Source organism: Roseovarius sp. YIN77, assembly GCF_057219155.1.
Window position 1 is genome coordinate 104,673 of sequence record NZ_JBXVVI010000006.1, and the last position, 16,692, is coordinate 121,364.

General features: G+C 59.8%; 16 protein-coding genes. 10 read left to right on the plus strand and 6 right to left on the minus strand.

What is annotated here, in order from left to right; genetic code table 11:
- The first annotated feature begins 3 nt into the window (after nt 1–3).
- Together AC2D8P_RS08175 and proS are read left to right on the plus strand one after the other, a co-directional pair.
- Nucleotides 4–1,305, plus strand: coding sequence for an NAD(P)/FAD-dependent oxidoreductase (locus AC2D8P_RS08175; protein ID WP_484701834.1), 1,302 nt, complete (start codon nt 4–6; stop codon nt 1,303–1,305).
- Nucleotides 1,306–1,414: 109 nt separating this feature from the next.
- Nucleotides 1,415–2,752, plus strand: coding sequence for a proline--tRNA ligase (gene proS / locus AC2D8P_RS08180; RefSeq protein WP_484701836.1), 1,338 nt, complete (start codon nt 1,415–1,417; stop codon nt 2,750–2,752).
- Between the two features lie 117 nt (nt 2,753–2,869).
- On the opposite strand, the gene AC2D8P_RS08185 is transcribed toward proS, so the two are convergent.
- Nucleotides 2,870–3,460 (minus strand): carboxymuconolactone decarboxylase family protein, encoded by a 591-nt coding sequence (locus tag AC2D8P_RS08185; RefSeq protein ID WP_484701837.1) that lies wholly within the window; start codon nt 3,458–3,460, stop codon nt 2,870–2,872.
- 123 nt (nt 3,461–3,583) lie between these two features.
- Between AC2D8P_RS08185 and AC2D8P_RS08190 the strand changes: the two genes are divergently transcribed.
- Nucleotides 3,584–3,940: a cupin domain-containing protein gene (locus tag AC2D8P_RS08190; protein ID WP_484701840.1), complete on the plus strand. Its 357-nt coding sequence runs from the start codon at nt 3,584–3,586 to the stop codon at nt 3,938–3,940.
- On the opposite strand, the gene AC2D8P_RS08195 is transcribed toward AC2D8P_RS08190, so the two are convergent.
- A complete protein-coding gene (locus AC2D8P_RS08195; RefSeq protein ID WP_484701842.1) occupies nt 3,941–4,906 on the minus strand; it encodes an L-threonylcarbamoyladenylate synthase in 966 nt (321 codons plus the stop codon).
- A gap of 117 nt (nt 4,907–5,023) precedes the next feature.
- Here AC2D8P_RS08195 and AC2D8P_RS08200 point away from each other — a divergent pair, with 117 nt between their 5' ends.
- The 5 genes from AC2D8P_RS08200 (at nt 5,024) to AC2D8P_RS08220 (ending at nt 9,175) form a co-directional block, all read left to right on the plus strand.
- Nucleotides 5,024–6,742: an acyl-CoA dehydrogenase family protein gene (locus tag AC2D8P_RS08200; protein ID WP_484701844.1), complete on the plus strand. Its 1,719-nt coding sequence runs from the start codon at nt 5,024–5,026 to the stop codon at nt 6,740–6,742.
- A gap of 79 nt (nt 6,743–6,821) precedes the next feature.
- The gene (locus tag AC2D8P_RS08205; protein WP_484701845.1) at nt 6,822–7,880 is read left to right on the plus strand and encodes an MBL fold metallo-hydrolase; all 1,059 of its coding nucleotides are present in this window, start codon (nt 6,822–6,824) and stop codon (nt 7,878–7,880) included.
- Nucleotides 7,870–8,331, plus strand: a complete 462-nt coding sequence (locus AC2D8P_RS08210; RefSeq protein ID WP_484701847.1) for a DUF6173 family protein — start codon at nt 7,870–7,872, stop codon at nt 8,329–8,331. Before AC2D8P_RS08205 ends, AC2D8P_RS08210 begins: the two co-directional genes overlap by 11 nt.
- A 72-nt stretch (nt 8,332–8,403) precedes the next feature.
- Nucleotides 8,404–8,538: an aa3-type cytochrome c oxidase subunit IV gene (locus tag AC2D8P_RS08215; protein WP_484701849.1), complete on the plus strand. Its 135-nt coding sequence runs from the start codon at nt 8,404–8,406 to the stop codon at nt 8,536–8,538.
- A 52-nt stretch (nt 8,539–8,590) separates the two neighbouring features.
- Nucleotides 8,591–9,175 carry a hypothetical protein gene (locus AC2D8P_RS08220; RefSeq protein WP_484701851.1) on the plus strand — a complete coding sequence of 195 codons (585 nt, stop codon included), beginning with the start codon at nt 8,591–8,593 and terminating at the stop codon, nt 9,173–9,175.
- Between the two features lie 17 nt (nt 9,176–9,192).
- On the opposite strand, the gene AC2D8P_RS08225 is transcribed toward AC2D8P_RS08220, so the two are convergent.
- The 3 genes from AC2D8P_RS08225 to carB form a co-directional block, all read right to left on the minus strand.
- Nucleotides 9,193–9,462: a hypothetical protein gene (locus tag AC2D8P_RS08225; protein WP_484701853.1), complete on the minus strand. Its 270-nt coding sequence runs from the start codon at nt 9,460–9,462 to the stop codon at nt 9,193–9,195.
- 169 nt (nt 9,463–9,631) lie between these two features.
- Nucleotides 9,632–10,222 carry a hypothetical protein gene (locus tag AC2D8P_RS08230; RefSeq protein ID WP_484701854.1) on the minus strand — a complete coding sequence of 197 codons (591 nt, stop codon included), beginning with the start codon at nt 10,220–10,222 and terminating at the stop codon, nt 9,632–9,634.
- Nucleotides 10,223–10,315: 93 nt separating this feature from the next.
- Nucleotides 10,316–13,651 (minus strand): carbamoyl-phosphate synthase large subunit, encoded by a 3,336-nt coding sequence (carB, locus tag AC2D8P_RS08235; RefSeq protein WP_484701856.1) that lies wholly within the window; start codon nt 13,649–13,651, stop codon nt 10,316–10,318.
- Between the two features lie 198 nt (nt 13,652–13,849).
- Between carB and gndA the strand changes: the two genes are divergently transcribed.
- On the plus strand, nt 13,850–15,250 hold the full coding sequence (gene gndA / locus AC2D8P_RS08240; RefSeq protein WP_484701858.1) for an NADP-dependent phosphogluconate dehydrogenase: 1,401 nt from the start codon (nt 13,850–13,852) through the stop codon (nt 15,248–15,250).
- Nucleotides 15,250–15,747, plus strand: coding sequence for an RES family NAD+ phosphorylase (locus AC2D8P_RS08245; RefSeq protein WP_484701859.1), 498 nt, complete (start codon nt 15,250–15,252; stop codon nt 15,745–15,747). Before gndA ends, AC2D8P_RS08245 begins: the two co-directional genes overlap by 1 nt.
- Here AC2D8P_RS08245 and AC2D8P_RS08250 read toward each other — a convergent pair.
- Nucleotides 15,707–16,396 carry a glutamine amidotransferase-related protein gene (locus AC2D8P_RS08250; protein ID WP_484701861.1) on the minus strand — a complete coding sequence of 230 codons (690 nt, stop codon included), beginning with the start codon at nt 16,394–16,396 and terminating at the stop codon, nt 15,707–15,709. The genes AC2D8P_RS08245 and AC2D8P_RS08250 overlap by 41 nt on opposite strands.
- Nucleotides 16,397–16,692 lie beyond the last annotated feature (296 nt).

The following is a 16,692-nucleotide window of genomic DNA, read 5'->3' on the forward strand; positions in this document are numbered from 1 at the left end:
GACATGACCGTGACGGATATTTGTGGATGGAGTGCGTTGGCGCCTGATCTGCCACCGCGCCCATGGTGGCAGGGGGATCAGCGGGCCAATTATGTGGTGATCGGTGGCGGCTTGACCGGATTGGCGGCATCCCGGCAGTTGGCCGTTCAGAAACCGGGCGCGCGGATTGTGTTGATCGAGGGCAAGCGGATCGCCGGTGGGGCGAGCGCGCGCAATTCAGGCTTTGCCGTTGCCAATGAAAGCCCCGGTCGGGCGCTCTTGCACACCGCGCAGGGGCTCGCGGATTACATGGTGATGAACCGGATTGATCATGCGGGTGTGGCAGAGCTGCGCCGGTTGGTCGATGAATACCGGATTGATTGCCAGTGGGAGGATACAGGATCAATCCACGCCGCCCATAACCCGGCGAATTTCGACAAGCTACGCGATCATGTGGCGAAGTTCCATGATCTGGGCGTGGACGCGCGACTGATCGAGGGCGATGTGCTGGCAAAACGGTTGGGAACGTCCTTTTACGGATTGGGTGTGGAATCGCGGGGTGGCGCGTTGCTGCAACCGGCAATGTTGGCGGTTGGGTTGGCGGCGAGCCTGCCGGAGAGCGTCGAATGTTATGAGCAATCGCCGGTTCGCAAAATCAGCCGCGATGGCGGTGACTGGCGGGTGGAGATGTCCGGCGGCACTCTGCGCGCGCCCAAGGTGATCGTCGCCGTGAATGCGTTTTTCGCGCGGTTGGGATTGAAGCGATTGCAAATCTTTCCGCTGGCCCTGACCGGCAGCCTGACCCGGCCCTTGACCGCAGAGGAAGAGGATCAGATCGGTCTTGCGCCAACATGGGGTATCCTATCGCCCCGGCGGCTGGGGGCGACGTTGCGCCTGACACAGGACCGGCGGGTATTGATGCGCAACACGGTGGAATATCGCCCCGGGGGGATTTCTGCAGGGATGCTGGCGGAGCGGCGCAATCGGCATGTAGAGGGCTTGCAAAAACGCTTTCCGTTTTTGGGGGCAGAGGCGTTGGAGTTTACTTGGTCGGGCACCGTGGGCACCAGCCGCAACGCCAAACCGGTGTTTGAGGAGGTCCATCCGGGGCTGTATCTGTGCGGGGGTTATAACGGGTCCGGCATCGCGCGGGGCACAATCATGGGGCGGCTGATTGCCGATCTGGCGATGGGGGAGGGGTCTGATCTGCTGTCCGACGCGTTGAATCTGATCAAACCGGCAATGATCCCGCCGCGGCCGTTTTTTGATATTGGGGCGGTTGTGCGGATGCGGGCGGAGAAGCGGGCGGCACGGGGGGAGGGGTGATGGTGGGCAGAATGCCCACCCTACGGGGTATATGCATATCGCCCACCCTTGCCCCCATGCCCCCAATCGCCTAGACGGTTTTTGACTGAATTTCTCTGAGAGAGCCGCCATGCGCCTGAGCCGTTATTTCCTGCCTGTTCTGAAAGAAACTCCTGCGGAGGCGCAGATTGTCAGCCATCGGTTGATGTTGCGGGCCGGGATGATCAAGCAGGCCTCGGCCGGTATTTATTCTTGGCTGCCCATGGGCTTCAAAGTGTTGCGCAAGATCGAAGATATCGTGCACGAGGAACAGCAGCGCGCGGGTCATCATCCGATGCTGATGCCGACCATGCAATCGGCGGACCTGTGGCGTGAGTCCGGCCGCTATGATGATTATGGCGAGGAAATGCTGCGCATGCAGGACCGACATGGGCGTGACATGCTGTTTACGCCGACGGCAGAGGAGCTGATCACCGATATCTTCCGTTCGCATGTGAACAGCTATAAAGATCTGCCGCTGACCATGTATCAGATCCAGTGGAAGTTCCGCGATGAACGGCGGCCTCGGTTCGGGGTGATGCGCGGGCGCGAGTTCTATATGAAGGACGGCTATAATTTCGATCTGACCAAAGAGGACGCGCTGCACGCCTATAACCGCCATCTGGTCAGCTATCTGCGGACATATGAACGTATGGGTCTGCAGGCGATCCCGATGCGGGCGGATTCAGGCCCGATTGGTGGGGACGATACGCATGAGTTTCTGGTGCTGGCGGAGACGGGTGAGTCTGAGGTATTCTATGACAGCGCCATCACCGATCTGAAGTTTGGTGATCGGGAGATCGATTATAGCTCTGTCGATCAGTGTCAGGCGGTGCTGGAGGAGTTCACATCGCGCTATGCCCGCACGGATGAGACCCATGATGAGGCGAAGTTCAATGAGGTACCCGAGGAGCGCCGCCGCGTGGCGCGCGGGATCGAGGTTGGACAGATTTTCTATTTCGGGACCAAATATTCCGATGCGATGGGTGCGACGGTGGTCAACGACAAGCAGGAGCAGGTGCCGGTGCATATGGGGTCGCACGGGATTGGCGTCAGCCGTCTGGTCGGTGCCATCATCGAGGCCAGCCATGACGACAAGGGCATCATCTGGCCCGAGGGCGTGACGCCGTTCCATTGCGGGATCGTCAATCTGAAGCAAGGCGATGCGGAAGCAGACGCAGCCTGTGAAGGCCTTTATACCGCGCTGTCGAACGCTGGGTTGGAACCTTTGTATGATGACCGCAATGAACGCGCTGGCGGCAAGTTTGCGACGATGGATCTGATCGGTCTGCCCTGGCGGATCACCGTCGGGCCGCGCGGGTTGAAAAACGGTGTTGTGGAACTGACCAGCCGCCGGAGCGGTGAAAGCGTGGAACTGTCGCCCGAGGATGCCGTGGCCAAGGTTGTCGGGATTTACGCAGGCCGGTGATCCAGCGGTGCGGAGGTGCCGCATTCTTTCTGGCACTTCGCGCGGGATGAGGGGCGCTGCCCCTCTTGATCCTGCGGACCAATTCACCCCGAGGTATTTGGGGCGAAAGGAAGGGGTTTAGGCCGCTTCGATCGGGCGGCCTATCGCCAGGGCTTCGTGCAATTCTTGATCCATATCTGACAGATAATGACTGTCGGGCCGGGCGCCCATGGCATCTGTGAGTTTTGAAATGAAACAACGCACGCAAGCGGTGGCGGCAATATCGAAAATTTCGGCATCACTCAGCCCGGTGGCGCGCAGATCGTCAATGTCCTGTTGTGTGACTGATCCGGCGTCGGTGGCGATTTTCGCGGTATAGGCCATGATCAGGCGTTCCTGATCTGTCAGTTCGTTGGCATCGCCGGTCTTGCCGATCTGTTTGAGTGTCTCAGGGGGCATGCCCGCCTTTAACAGGTTGGTGGAGTGGGCCAGCATGCAATAGCTATGGCGCATGGCGCGGGCGGCGCCCAGCGTGGCAAGTTCGTATCGACGCAGGTCCTGATGATCGCGGATGGTGTCCAGAAGCTCCCCCCATTTGATCAGGACTTTCGGATTATGGCCGAAGGCCTTGACGAAGTTGGGGACAAAGCCATCGCTTTCACGGGTTGCATCATAAAGGCGGGCGGTGTTGCCGGTGGCCTCTTCCTCGGAAATCGTGTTGATGAACATAGCTGAATCCCTCCTATATCCAATCAGAATATAGCGCAGATTGGCACAGGTCATCAGTTTTCCAGAAGACCGGGTGCGGCTTTGCCTGTAGAATAGGCTTGAGCCAAGCACAGGAGCCCAGACATGTCGCAGCCCGGTTTCAAAGTGAACCCGTTTCCGTCAGAGATGCAGAAATCTGATCTGACGGCCCCAGATGCCTTTACCACCAGTGACAAGACAGAATTGATCTATTCGCATTACAGCTCTGCCGACGAGTCGATTTTGGCGGGTGTTTGGGAATGCGCGCCCTGCCGGGAGGTGATTGACGCCTATCCGGTGGATGAGTTTATGACGGTGATATCCGGATCACTGACCCTGACCGATGCGGATGGGTGGGTCGAGGTGATGTCGCCGGGCGATAGTTTCTTTATCGCCAAGGGCACGCCGCTGATCTGGGAAATCACCGAGACGCTGCGCAAGGTTTACATGATCGTGCAGTGATCAGCGTGGGGCCGCGGCGCGGCGCAGGCGATCATTGATGGCGCGGCCCAGCCCCTTTTCGGGGATCGGGGATACCGCGATAGAGCTCGCACCCCATTTGTCCAGCCGGTGCAGGTCGACGAAAAGGTTGGCGGCAGCCTCGACCAGATCGCCAGAGGGCGAAAGGTTCAGATCCGCCCCTTCGACCCGGCCAAAACCCAACAGATGTTCGCCCGGTAGCTTTTGTGTGGCGTTCAGGCGCACGGGCGCGTTGGGGGCGTAATGCGATGTCAGCTGCCCCGGTGCGTTGGGGTTGGTGTCATTGACGGGGGCCTGTCGTGCGATCAATTTTTGACCCAGGCAGGCCTCGACCTCTTCCACCGGCAGGCCGCCGGGGCGCAGAAGGGCGGGGCCGAACTCAAACCCGATGATGGTGGATTCAAGACCGACCTCGCACGGGCCACCATCGACCACGGCGTCGATTTTTCCGTGCAATCCGGCCAGCACGTGATTGGCGGTGGTGGGGCTGATCCGGCCGGATGGGTTGGCCGACGGGGCGGCGACCGGGCCACCAAAGGCCGCCAGAAGGTCATGGGCCACGGGATGTTCCGGCACCCGAATGCCGATCGTGTCATGCCCGGCGCTGGCCAGTGGCGACAGGGCGGTGCCTGGTTTTACTGGCAGTACCAGTGTCAGCGGGCCGGGCCAAAACGCTGTGGCCAGACGAAGCGCATCGTCGCAGAAATGAGCAAAGGCACGCGCAACCGACAGGTTGGGGACATGGGCGATCAGCGGATTGAAGCTGGGCCTGCCCTTGGCCTGATAAATCTTGGCCACGGCACTGCCCGAACAGGCATCAGCGCCCAGCCCATAGACCGTTTCCGTCGGGAAGGCGACGAGCTTGCCATCCCTTAAGAGTCCGGCCGCAAATTCAATATCGGCGGGCGAGGTGGACAGCACCTTGGTATGTAGGTCGTCGTTGGACATGAATATGCTGTTACGCTGCGTTCTGGTTGCGGTCTTGTCGACAGGGGATAACCTGTATTAGAGCCCCTGTCAGGGGTTGCTGGCATCATAGTCAGGTCGCATTGGGAAGGGAAGACAATGACTTATCGCGCGCCGGTTGGCGAGTATCAGTTTTTGCTGGATCAGGTTGTGGGGCTGGGTGATGTGTTGGCCACAGGGTGTTTTGCAGAAACCGATCACGACCTGGTGGAGGCAATCCTGACCGAGGCGGCAAGGCTGTGCGATGAGGTGTTGGCCCCACTGCAACGCCCCGGCGATTTGCATCCGGCCCAATTGGACAACGGGGTGGTGAGGACGTCACCGGGATTTGGTGACGGCTACCATGCGATTGCCGAAGGCGGCTGGGTCGGGATGGCTGGAGACCCGGCCTATGGCGGCATGGGATTGCCGATGGCGGTGAGTTCCAGTGTGAACGAGATGATGGCCGGGGCCTGCCTGTCCCTGCAATTGAATCCGTTGATGACCCAGGGCCAGATTGAGGCTTTGGAACATCACGCGAGCGATGCGATCAAGGCGCTGTATCTGCCCAAGCTGATGTCCGGTGAATGGTCCGGGACAATGAACCTGACAGAGGCGCAGGCCGGTTCAGATGTGGGGGCGTTGCGCACCAAGGCCGAGGATAATGGTGATGGAACCTATGCCATTACCGGGCAAAAGATTTTCATCAGTTGGGGAGACAACGATTTTACCGCCAATGTCTGCCATCTGGTGCTGGCGCGGCTGCCCGATGGGGCGTCGGGGACCAAGGGGATCAGCCTGTTTCTGGTGCCGAAATTCCTGCCGGATGCGGATGGCAATCCGGGGAAACGGAACGCGCTGAGCGTTGTGTCGCTGGAACATAAGCTGGGGCTGCATGGCTCCCCCACTGCTGTGATGGATTATGCCGGCGCAACGGGCTGGTTGATTGGCGCGCCGCATCAGGGGATGCGGGCAATGTTCACGATGATGAACAATGCCCGTCTGGGTGTGGGCGGTCAGGGCATTGGGGCCGCCGAAGGTGCCTATCAGCGGGCGCTGGCCTATGCGCTGGACCGACGGCAAGGTCGTAGCCCGGTTGAGGGCGGCAGTGGAACAATCGCGGATCATGCCGATGTGCGCCGGATGCTGGCAACGATGAAGGCAGAGATTTTTGCGGCCCGGGCGATTGCGCTGTCTTGTGCGGTGGCGATTGATATGGCGCGCGCAACGGGGGATGCGAACTGGCAGGCGCGGGCGGCGTTTTTGACCCCGATTGCCAAGGCTTTTGGCACCGATACGGGAGTTGAGGTCAGCTCTGTCGCGATGCAGGTGCATGGCGGTATGGGATATATAGAGGAAACCGGCGCCGCCCAGTTTGCCCGCGATGTGCGGGTCACGGCGATTTACGAGGGCACCAACGGCATCCAAGCCATGGATCTGGTGGGGCGCAAGCTGATGGATGGGGGTGATGCCGCTTTCCGGTTGCTCGATGAGATTGAGGCCGACGCCGAGGCGGAACGTGCGCTGTTCCCTAACATGAGTGCGGCGCTGTGGTCGGCCGCCGAAAGCCTGCGCGAGGCGACCGAATGGTTGCTGGAACAGGACGACATGAACGACCGGTTCGCGGGTGCGGTGCCTTATCTGCGGGCCTTTGCCCGGGTTCTGGGGGCGCAGGCGCATTTACGGGCGGCGATGGCCGAGGGCGGAGATGGGCCGCGCACCCGGTTGGCCCGGTTCTATATCCGGCGGCTGTTGCCGGAATGCCGGGGATTGCTGGATCATGCGCGCACAGGGGCCGGGGAGCTCTATGCTGTCAGCGTTGCGGATCTGGAAGGCTAGGATGCCTCCGGCGGGCGTACTTGTGCCAAAAAGAAAGGGCGGGTTGCGCGCAAGCTGCGTGACCGGATAAAGACACGCCATGGATGCAAAGACAGCCCGACTGATTTACCCGTATGAGACCCCACCGGCAGAGGGGGAGGCGACCCAGGTTGCCCCCGGCGTGCTGTGGATGCGCCTGCCGCTGCCGATGGCGCTGAACCATGTCAATGTTTATGCGCTGGATGATGGGGATGGCTGGACGCTGATCGATACCGGCTTTGACAGCCGCCGAACCCGGGCGATTTGGGAGCGGCTGATGGCAGGGCCCTTGGGCGGGCGGCCAATCCGACGGGTGATTGTCACCCACCATCACCCCGATCATATCGGGGTGGCGGGCTGGTTCATGGCAGAACACGGGGCGGAGCTGTGGACAACGCGCACCGCCTGGCTGATGGCGCGGATGCTGCGACTGGATGAACAGGACCGCCCACCGGCAGAAACGCTGGCATTCTGGCAGTCTTGCGGGATGGACGCAGAAATACTGGCGCAGCGGGCGGGGGAACGGCCCTTTAACTTTGCCGATTGCGTCGCGCCACTGCCGCTGGGCTATACCCGGATCAAACAGGATCAGGTGATTCGTTGTGGCGGGCGCGACTGGGACGTGCATATTGGCAACGGCCACGCGCCAGAGCATCTGACCCTGTGGTCGCGCGATGACAATCTGGTGATCTCTGGCGATCAGATCATCGCCTCGATCTCCCCCAATATCGGGGTTTATGTGACCGAACCCGGAGCTGACCCTGTGGCCGATTGGCTGGAGGCTTGCGATCGTCTGGCCGGACTGGCGCGCGCAGATCACCTTGTTCTGCCGGGTCATAAGTTACCGTTTCAGGGCTTGCCGCTGCGGATGCGGCAGTTGATCGACAATCATCACGGCGCGCTTCGTCGGTTGTTGGTGCATCTGGAGGTGCCAAAGACGGCCGGGGAATGTTTCCTGCCGCTTTTCAAGCGAGAGATCAGCGGCGGGGAATACGGGCTTGCCTTGGTCGAGGCGATGGCCCACGTTTCACATCTGTATCAGGCCGGTCAGGTTAGCCGAACACGTCGGAACGACGGGGCCTGGTTGTGGCAACGCAAGGAGGACGCGGATGGCAGATGAAATCATGACCTCGGCAGAGGCGATGGAAGCAACCGCCATGCCGCGCGCCCATACGGTGCGCTGCAACGACGATGGCAGTATCAGCCGCGATGATGCCCAATTGCCCGAAGCCGTCAGTCAGGTGCCGGTGGAGAGTAAAAGCCCGGCGCAATGGGCCTATGAGCGGATCATCCTCTATATCCAGAACTTTGAAAAACAGCTGGACAATGAACATGAAGTCGCGATGGGATTTGCCGGCGGCGATACGGGTGTTATTCGGATCGAGGGATTGGGATTTTTCGACCCGGACATCATCACCTATTACGGCAGCGATGATAGTGGGGCGAAAACCCAACTGATCCAGCATGTCAGCCAATTGAATGTGATGTTGCGGGCCCTGCCCAAGCGGGCGGAGCAGGCCGAACCCACCCGTATCGGCTTTCGCCTGGCGCAAGATCTGGAACAGGAATGACATTGGGGGTGGTGACAGCGGAAAAGTTTTCAGCTACATCACCGCCAACACGAATTGAAGGAGCCCGTTCTGATGGCAGAGCATGAGCATGGCAGCATGGACGTTTCGGTCCAGGAAAAAACCTTTTCCGGGTTTATCAAGGTAAGCACCCGCGTGGCGATCGTATCGATCGCGGTTCTGGTGTTTTTGGCGATTTTCAACGGCTGATTTGATCCGCCGAATTTTTCAGACACATGTGTTCAGGCAGGCCATCGGTTTGATGGGCCTGTCTTTGTTGTTGGCAGCGTGTGCCAACACCGCCCAACCGCGATGGGCACCGGATGATGAGGTGGCCCAGGCAACCTATCGCCACCCGGCGCCACCCTCGATCAGCCTGATGACGGTCGTGAATAACAAAAGCGGGCTTGGGTCCCACGCGGCGCTGATGATCAATGGCCGCCAGCGGGTGATCTTTGACCCGGCCGGCACCTGGTGGCACCCGCAAATCCCCGAACGCAATGACGTGCATTATGGTTTTACACCAAGGGTGGAGGCGTTCTATCTGGACTATCACACCCGGGCCAGTTTCGACACGGTGATCCAGACCGTCCCGGTCAGCCCCGAGGTGGCCGCGCATGTGATGCAACTGGTGGAAGGCTACGGTGCGGTGCCCAAGGCGCAATGCACCAAGGCGATCACCGCCATATTGGCGCAAACCCCGGGGTTCGAGGATACACCGCAAACCTGGTATCCCAGACACGCCATGGCGCATTTTGGGGCCAAGCCGGGTGTGCGCAGTCAGCGGATCACGGATGATGATGCCGATGACAATCGCCGACTACTGGAGGAGCAGCAGGGTGGGTGAGGACTAATACAGGTTTTTTAGTCGTCGGACGGGCCCGTTGCACCACCAATCGCATCCGACTTTTTATGCGCTTCCCAGGCACCCTGATTACCGCCAGAGCTCTCATCACCCTGCTCAGATCGTTTGCCGTTTTTGGGGTCGCTGGGATGTGCGCCGCCTGGTGCTGGATTGTCATTTCCGGAAAACACAGTTCTTCCGTTTGCCGGAGTGTTGAGAACTGCCAAGGCAGGCGCGGTCGCGGTCATTACAGCGACGAGCGATAATGTTGTAATATGTGTGAGTTTCATTTTGGTGTCCCTTTTTTGGCGGGGAAATCCCCTTTCCCCTCGGGACTGCTCGTGGAGTGACGCTAACACGCTTGAAGGCTGGCGAATTACACAAGTGAGTGAGCAATTTGTGATCGGTTCTTGCCACCTGAAGGCGCCGTTGTCCTAAGATGAAGAATTGAGCAAGTGTTTAGCCTGTGGCCCCCGTCCGCCGGGCGCGCAGGTCGTTTTGCTGGCGGCGTTTGTTCAGAACATCGGCCTGTGGGTGCCATTCGTAGCGGTCATCCTGGGCGATCGGGGACCAGAAGAGGATGCCGCCAAAGCGCCAGGGATCGAGCACGATCGCCTCATACATCGTGTCGCCCTTTGCACTGATCAGGGCGGTGGAATGGTCAATCAGGAATGGATTGTCGGCATTGGCGATGGCGCGGTGAATGTCCAGGGTTTCAAACGCTTCGGCATTCAGGCGGTTTTGCATGTCTTCGGCCCAGTGCCAGCACAGGCCGCGGGGTTTGATGCCAGCATTAACTTTGGCGTTGTGGATGAGCGGCGGATCGGTGATTTCGTACTCGATGGCCAGTTGGCTGGTGTATCGATAGGCGATGGCGGCGGCGCGGGCGGCCTCTGCCGGGTCAACATGATCGCCTAGAGCGCGGATGCTTTGCGTCAGATCGGCGATGTTCTGTGCCTCTGACATGCCGGTTTCCGGGGGCGGGGCGGAGCAGGCTGTCAGAGCCAGCGCCCAGAGCAAGAGCAGCGGATAGAAAAGCGTACGGATCATAACGGTCCCGATTTACAGGTAATAAACTCTGACCGGGCTAGCCCGTCAGGCACAGTTTGTCCAGACACAGGGGTGTGAGGATGTCGGGGCGGGTCAGCCTTGCAGGCTGCGGACCCCGATCTCATCCTCTGTCTGCGCTCGCATCGCCAGAGCGGCGGCGTGGCTGGCGGCGGCGGTGGTGAAATAGGGGATCTTGTCGTAAAGTGCGACGGCGCGAATTTCACGGCTGTCCTCAACCGCCTGGGTGCCCTCTGTCGAGTTCATGACAATCGACACTTCGCCGTTTTTCAACAAATCAACAACGTTTGGTCGGCCCTCGTAAACTTTGTTCACGCGGGCGCATTCGATCCCGTTTTCCTGCATGAAGGTTGCGGTGCCGCCGGTTGCCACGATGGTCAGGCCCAGATCGATCAGAATTTGTGCGGCCTCGACCATCATTGGGGTCTTGTCCATGTCCTTGATCGAAATAAACGCCTTGCCCGAGGTCGGCAGGATCATACCTGCGCCCATCTGCGCCTTGAGGAAGGCACGGGGGAAGGAGCGGTCCCAACCCATGACCTCTCCGGTGGAGCGCATTTCGGGGCCCAGGATGGTGTCGACACCGGGGAAGCGGGCAAAGGGCATCACCGCCTCTTTCACGCTGTACCATGGCATTTGATCAGGGTCGGCCAGACGCATCGGGTCGCCCATGGGTTCGGGCTCACCCTTGGCGGCGTCGGCGGGATAGGGCGGACGCAGTGGGAAATTGGACAAGGGTTCGCCAGCCATGACGCGGGCCGCGATGGAGGCAATGGCGCTGTCGGTGGATTTCGCGACAAACGGCACGGTGCGGGAGGCGCGCGGGTTGACCTCGATCAGGTAGATATCGTCGTCTTTCACGGCGAACTGCACGTTCATCAGGCCGACAACACCCAGTTCCAGCGCCAGTGCCACGGATTGGCGTTTCAGTTCTGCAATGATCCCGGCAGACAGGGTATGGGGCGGCAGGGAGCAGGCGCTATCGCCGGAATGCACACCGGCCTCTTCGATATGCTGCATGATGCCGGCGACGTGGACGTCTTTGCCATCACAAAGGGCATCAACATCGACCTCTGTTGCACCAGAGAGGTAGCCATCCAACAAAACCGGGCTGTCGCCGGAAACCACAACCGCCTCTTTGATATAACGTTTCAGGTGGCCCATATCGCGCACGATTTCCATGGCCCGGCCACCCAGAACATAAGACGGGCGAATGACCAGCGGGAAGCCGATCTCTTCGGCGATGGCGATGGCCTGATCCTCTGTCGAGGCGAGGCCGTTTTTCGGCTGTTTCAGCGCCAGCTTGTTGACCAAGGCCTGAAAGCGTTCGCGGTCTTCGGCCAGATCAATCGCGTCGGGGGTGGTGCCCAGGATCGGGATGCCTTCAGCTTCCAGCACATTGGCGAGTTTCAGCGGGGTCTGGCCGCCGAACTGGACGATCACGCCGTGAAGCGTGCCGTTTTCCTGTTCTTTGCGCAGAATTTCCAGAACGTGTTCTTCGGTCAGGGGTTCGAAATACAGGCGGTCTGACGTGTCATAGTCGGTCGACACCGTTTCCGGGTTACAGTTGATCATGATGGTTTCGTAACCAACATCGGTCAGCGCGTAACAAGCGTGACAGCAGCAATAGTCAAATTCGATCCCCTGTCCGATCCGGTTGGGGCCTCCGCCCAGAATGACGACTTTTTTCCGGTCTGATGGGCGTGCCTCGCATTCGACTTCTCCCATCATTGGGGATTCATAGGTGGAATACATGTAAGGCGTCTGTGCCTCGAATTCGGCAGCGCAAGTGTCGATGCGTTTGAACACCGCGTTCACGCCCAGTGCGTGACGCTTGGCGCGAACGTAGCCCTCGGAATGATCACCAAGTTTGGCCAAGCGGGCATCTGTGAAGCCCATCATTTTCAGATTGCGCAGGCCTTTTTCATCCTCGGGCAGGCCGTTGGCGATTATATTGGCCTCTGCATCGATGATTTCACGGATACGGGCCAGGAACCACGGGTCGAATGCAGTGGCGGCCTGAATTTCGTCATCGGTTAGCCCCTCGCGCATGGCCTGGGCGATGGTGCGCAGACGGTCTGGGGTCTGTTTGCTGATCGCACGAATAACGGCAGCCTTGTCAGGGGCGCCGTCGATCTCGACCTCATCAAAGCCTGTGAGGCCGGTTTCCATCGAGGCCAGTGCCTTTTGCATCGACTCGTGGATGGTGCGGCCGATGGACATGACCTCGCCCACCGATTTCATCGCGGTGGTCAGGTTGGGCTGGGAGCCTGGGAATTTTTCAAAGGCAAAGCGCGGGATTTTGGTGACGACATAGTCGATGGTCGGCTCAAAACTGGCAGGCGTCACCTTGGTGATGTCATTGTCGAGCTCATCCAGCGTGTAACCCACGGCCAGTTTCGCGGCGATTTTGGCAATCGGGAAACCAGTGGCCTTGGACGCCAGCGCCGAGGAACGGCTGACGCGGGGGTTCATTTCGATCACGACCATGCGGCCGTCGTCGGGGTTCACTGCCCATTGAACGTTGGATCCGCCTGTTTCAACCCCGATTTCGCGCAAGACCGCAATCGAGGCGGAACGCATCATCTGGTATTCTTTGTCGGTCAGGGTCAGGGCCGGGGCGACGGTGATGCTATCGCCGGTATGCACGCCCATCGGATCGACGTTCTCAATCGAACAAACGATGATCGCATTGTCCGCTTTGTCGCGGACGACCTCCATCTCGTATTCTTTCCAGCCCAGGAGGCTTTCATCGACGAGGATCTGATTGACCGGGGAGGCATCCATGCCGGTGCGGCAGAAATGGATGTAATCCTCGCGGTTATAAGCGACGCCGCCGCCGGTGCCACCAAGGGTGAAGGCTGGGCGGATGATGGCGGGCAGGCCGATCTCTTCCAGCTCGTCCAGCGCCATTTGCACGCCCGCATCGAGATCAGCCTCGCCGGTTGGTTTCTTGGGCGCGGTGATGATGGTGGCTTTGGGGTTTTCCAGCCCTAGGCGATCCATGGCCTCGCGGAACAGTTTGCGATCCTCGGCCATTTCGATCGCTTCGCGTTTTGCGCCGATCATCTCGACATTAAATTTGTCCAGGACGCCCATTTCTTCGAGTGCGAGCGAGGTGTTCAGGCCGGTCTGCCCACCCATGGTGGGTAGGAGCGCATCGGGGCGTTCTTTTTCGATAATCTTGGCAACGACTTCTGGCGTGATCGGTTCGATATAGGTGGCATCCGCCAGCCCCGGATCGGTCATGATTGTGGCCGGGTTGGAGTTGACCAGAATGACGCGGTAGCCCTCTTCGCGCAGCGCCTTGCAGGCTTGCGCGCCGGAATAGTCAAACTCGCAGGCCTGACCAATGATGATGGGACCGGCGCCGATGATCATGATTGAATTGATATCGGTTCTTTTTGGCATGGTCCGAGTCCCCTAATGGCAAATTGTCGTGGGTTATAGACAGGCAGGGCGAAGGTGCAAGGGGAAGGCGCAAGGAATCTGCCGCTTTGCGGCGATTTCATGCCTCCGGCGGGAGTATTTTCGGCAAAGCGAGGCCGGGGGTTGTCGTTTGGACGAGAGGCTCTAGGTTTGGGGCAATATGCGCGCAGGAGTAATCGGATGTCTGAAGTTCATTTTGGTTTGGTTGGCTTGGGAACGATGGGCAGCGCGCTGGCGCTGAATATCGCGGAAAACGGCTTTCCCATCGCCGTGATCACCCGAAAGACCGAAGTCGCCGATGCCTTCATGGCGGAGGCCGGATCGCTGGCCAATCGGATCGTGAATTGCGGCAATTCTATCCCGGATTTCGTGGCGGCAATGGCACGGCCCCGAAACATCATCCTGATGGTTCCGGCGGGGCCGATTGTGGATCAGGTGATCGACCAATACGCGCCTTTGCTGCAAGAGGGCGACACGATCATCGATGCGGGCAATGCGAATTTTCATGATACGCGGCGGCGGACGGATGCGTTGGCGGAACGGGGCCTGAATTTCATCGGCATGGGTGTGTCGGGCGGCGAATACGGCGCGCGAACCGGGCCATCAATGATGATCGGGGGCGATCCGTCGGCCTTTGCCCCGATCAAAGAGATGATCGAAGCGATTGCCGCGAAGTTCGAGGGCGCGCCCTGCGCCGCCCATGTCGGGCCGGATGGGGCCGGGCATTTCGTCAAGACCGTGCATAACGGGATCGAATATGCCGATATGCAGCTTTTGGCAGAGGTCTGGGGGTTGATGCGCGATGGTATGGGGGTCGCGCCTGCGGATGCCGGTGCGGTGATGACCCGCTGGAATGCAGGGCCGCTGAAATCCTATTTGGTGGAGATATCCGGCAAGGTGCTGGCGGCCACGGATACCAAAACCGGCAAACCTGTCGTCGACATCATTCTGGACCGCGCCGGGCAGAAGGGCACCGGGCGCTGGACGGTGATCGAGGCCTTGTCATTGGGGCAGTCGGCATCATCGATTGAGGCCGCAGTCGGCGGGCGCAGCTGGTCCTCACAAATCGAAGCGCGAGCGGCCGGGTCCAAGGCGCTGGGCGGCACCGGTGCGGTGGATGTGCCTGACGATGATCTGGAGGCCGCACTTCTGGCCGGGCGCATCCTGTCCCATGCCCAAGGGTTTGAGGTGATGCAGGCCGCATCCGATGAATATGGCTGGGATATCGACATGGCCAGGGTGGCCGCAATCTGGCGTGCGGGATGTATCATCCGATCGGCGCTGTTGGATGATATATCCGATGCTTATCGCGAAGGGCTGCCCCATGGCCGGCTGTGGTTGTCGCCGCGCTTTGCGGACGTGTTGAAATCCGGAACCGATGCCATGCGCCGGGTGCTGGGGGCCGCGATTGCCGCCGGCCTGCCGATGCCCGCCATGTCAGCGACGCTGGCCTGGTACGATACAATGCGCCAGGCCCGTGGCACGACCGATCTGATCCAGGCGCAGCGGGATTTTTTTGGCGCGCATAGCTTCGAACGTGTGGATGCCGAGGGCGCGCATCACGGGCCGTGGTGGGATTAGTGAAATTTCACAGCATTGACGCACGGTTTTATCGGATCGTTTTTGCCGATCATGAAGATCAGGTGCTGGACGGGGCGCGGTCGCCCTTTGGCCGCTATCACCACGATGGACAGGCGGCATTTTATGCTTCACCCACACGCGATTGGGCGGCGATGGCTGTGGATGCCTATTTGCGGGATGATGACCCCGCGCGTGTCACGGTGCCTTTGTGGATCAAATCGAACAAGATCATTGATCTGCGCGACCCCGACCATTGCAAAGCGCTGGGCGTGTCAGAGGAGATGGCAAATGTCCCATGGGCAGAACAACACGGGCGGGGGGAACGGGCGACCTGTTGGCAGGTCTCAGATTCCGTGCGCGATTGTGGCGCAGACGGCATGATTTATACCGCGCGGTCGTATCCCGGCCGCTGGCACGTCGTGCTGTTCAACTGGAATGCTGGCGGCGATACCACTGTCACCGTTGGTGGCCCCGCGATCCCGTTTGAATGGCGCTGACAAAGGCGCGAATGATCGGGTGGCGTTCGCCCGCAAGGGCAGCACGTTCGGGCTGAAACGCGGTGCCAAGAAAAAACGGATGATCGGCCAACGCCATGGCCCGGACCGCACCATCCGGGGCGCGGGCGGCGACCTGCATCGGGCTGCCATCAAAAATATGCGCGTGATCCGGGTTCAGGCCAAAGCTGCAATGATAGGTTTCATCCAATGGCTGGGCCCCGCAGGTTTGCGCGATCAACCCGCCGGGTTCGGGCAATACGGGATCGGTTTCTTCGATCAGGGCGCAGGACATGGCCGAAATCAACGGCATCGGGCAATCGGGATCAACCTCTGTCAATCCGGCCTGCGGGTGGCCCAACACAGTACGGGCATATTCGATCAGGGCATGCTGATAGCCGCCGCAAGTGCCCAGAAAGGGTTTGCCAGCCTCGCGAAAATATCGGATCGCGTCGATCACGGCATCCATATCGGCATAAGGGCTGGCTGGAACAGCCCACGCGCCGTCATAACACGCCAGATCGACAGCATGCAGACGGCTGCTGTGCAGCCAATCGGCGCTGAGGTCCCCCCCGGCCAACACCATCGCGGCATCAATGGCGCGGTGGGCGATTACAGTATTCGAATGATCCCCGATCAAGACGAGCTTCATTGTCAGGCCCTTTGGCTATGCAAGCTGCCCAACCATCCGGCAGCGATTGTACGCTGATCTTTGGCAGGTTTCAGAGGGCAATTCAACGATCGAACAAGCCCGGTTTCGCGTCTCGGAATTCTTAAAACACTGTCAAAATCGAAAAGTTTTCCCGAATTTCTTGACTCCGCCTATTTTGTTGAAAAACTCCTGCTTGATTGATGGGTTGATCGCTGATTCAATTCTCTTATTGATCAGGAGGATTGGCGATGATGGGACCGAGGCAGGAAGCACAGGCAGCGCTGTTTTACGAGTTC